General features: G+C 74.3%; 1 protein-coding gene. It reads left to right on the top strand.

Translation table 11 applies throughout. From position 1 onward, the window contains the following. Positions 1 to 1,747 (top strand): ABC transporter ATP-binding protein (locus HW445_RS29780; protein ID WP_180223925.1); only part of this gene is annotated, 1,747 nt, incomplete at its 5' end. Between the last annotated feature and the right edge of the window lie 2 nt (positions 1,748 to 1,749).

Below are 1,749 nucleotides of genomic sequence, written 5' to 3'. Positions count from 1 at the left end.
CCTGGTGCTCGGCGTCGCCACCGCCCTGCTCGCGGTGGCCGCGCCCGTCCTCGCCGGACGCGTCGTCGACGCGATCGTCTCCGGCGGCGACGAGGGCCGGGTGGTGCGGCTCGCCCTGCTGATCGCGCTGATCGCGGTGGTCGAGGCCGGACTCGGCATCCTCTCCCGCCGCCTCTCCGCCACCCTCGGCGAGGGCCTGATCCTCGACCTGAGGACCGCCGTCTTCGACCACGTCCAGCGGATGCCCGTCGCGTTCTTCACCCGCACCCGCACCGGAGCCCTGGTCAGCCGCCTCAACAACGACGTCATCGGCGCCCAGCGGGCGTTCGCCAACACCCTCTCCGGCGTCGTCAGCAACCTGGTCACCCTGGTCCTCACCCTCGTCGTGATGCTGACCCTGTCCTGGCAGATCACCCTGCTCGCCCTGGTGCTGCTGCCGGTCTTCGTCGTCCCCGCGCGCCGCATGGGCGGGATGATGGCCCGTCTCCAGCGCGAGGCCGCCGCCCACAACGCCGCCATGGGCACCCGGATGACCGAACGGTTCTCCGCCCCCGGCGCCACCCTGGTGAAACTGTTCGGCCGCCCCGGCGAGGAGTCCGCCGAGTTCGCCGAGCGGGCCCGCCGGGTCCGTGACATCGGCATCCGCACCGCCACCGCCCAGTCCGTCTTCATGACCGCCCTCACCCTGGTCTCCGCGCTGGCCCTCGCCCTCGTGTACGGGCTCGGCGGCTGGTTCGCCCTGCGCGGCAGCCTGGAGGCGGGCTCCGTCGTCGCCCTCGCCCTGCTGCTGACCCGTCTCTACGCCCCGCTCACCTCGCTGGCCGGGGCCCGGGTCGAGGTGATGACCGCGCTGGTCAGCTTCGAGCGGGTCTTCGAGGTCCTGGACCTCGAACCGCTGGTCCGCGAGCGGCCCGACGCCCGCGCGGTGCCCGACGGCCCGCTCTCCGTGGAGTTCGACGACGTCCGGTTCGCCTACCCCGCCGCCGACAAGGTCTCGCTGGCCTCCCTCGAGGAGGTCGCCTCCCTCGACACACGCGGCGGCGAGGAGGTCCTGCACGGCGTCTCCTTCCGCGCCGAGCCCGGGCAGACCGTCGCCCTGGTCGGCTCCTCCGGCGCCGGCAAGTCCACCGTCGCCCAGCTGCTGCCGCGTCTGTACGACGCCGACTCCGGAGCGGTCCGCGTCGGCGGCGTCGACGTCCGCGACCTGACCGCGGCCTCGCTGCGCGGAGCGGTCGGCATGGTCACCCAGGACGGGCACCTCTTCCACGACACGGTCCGCGCCAACCTGCTGCTGGCCCGGCCCGGTGCGGGCGAGGACGAGCTGTGGGACGTGCTGCGCCGGGCCCGCCTGGAGGACCTCGTCCGGTCCCTGCCGGACGGACTGGACACCGTCGTGGGGGAGCGCGGCTACCGGCTCTCCGGCGGCGAGCGCCAGCGGATGACCATCGCCCGGCTGCTGCTCGCCCGCCAGCGCGTGGTCCTGCTGGACGAGGCCACCGCACACCTCGACAACACCTCCGAGGCGGCCGTCCAGGAAGCCCTCGCCGAGGCCCTGGAAGGACGGACGGCCCTGGTGATCGCCCACCGGCTCTCCACCGTCCGCACCGCCGACCTGATCCTGGTGGTGGAGGCCGGCCGGATCGTCGAACGCGGCACCCACGAGGAACTGCTCGCCCGCGGCGGCCGCTACGCCGAACTCCACCGGGCGCGCGGGGACGCGGAACCGGTGGCGGAGGCGGCCGTGTGACC

The sequence above is a fragment of the Streptomyces sp. UH6 genome (assembly GCF_013421635.1).
In the GTDB taxonomy this organism is placed as follows: Bacteria; Actinomycetota; Actinomycetes; order Streptomycetales; family Streptomycetaceae; genus Streptomyces; species Streptomyces abyssomicinicus.
The sequence above is the reverse complement of the archived record's forward strand: the minus strand, read 5'-3'. Positions and strand labels throughout refer to the sequence as shown.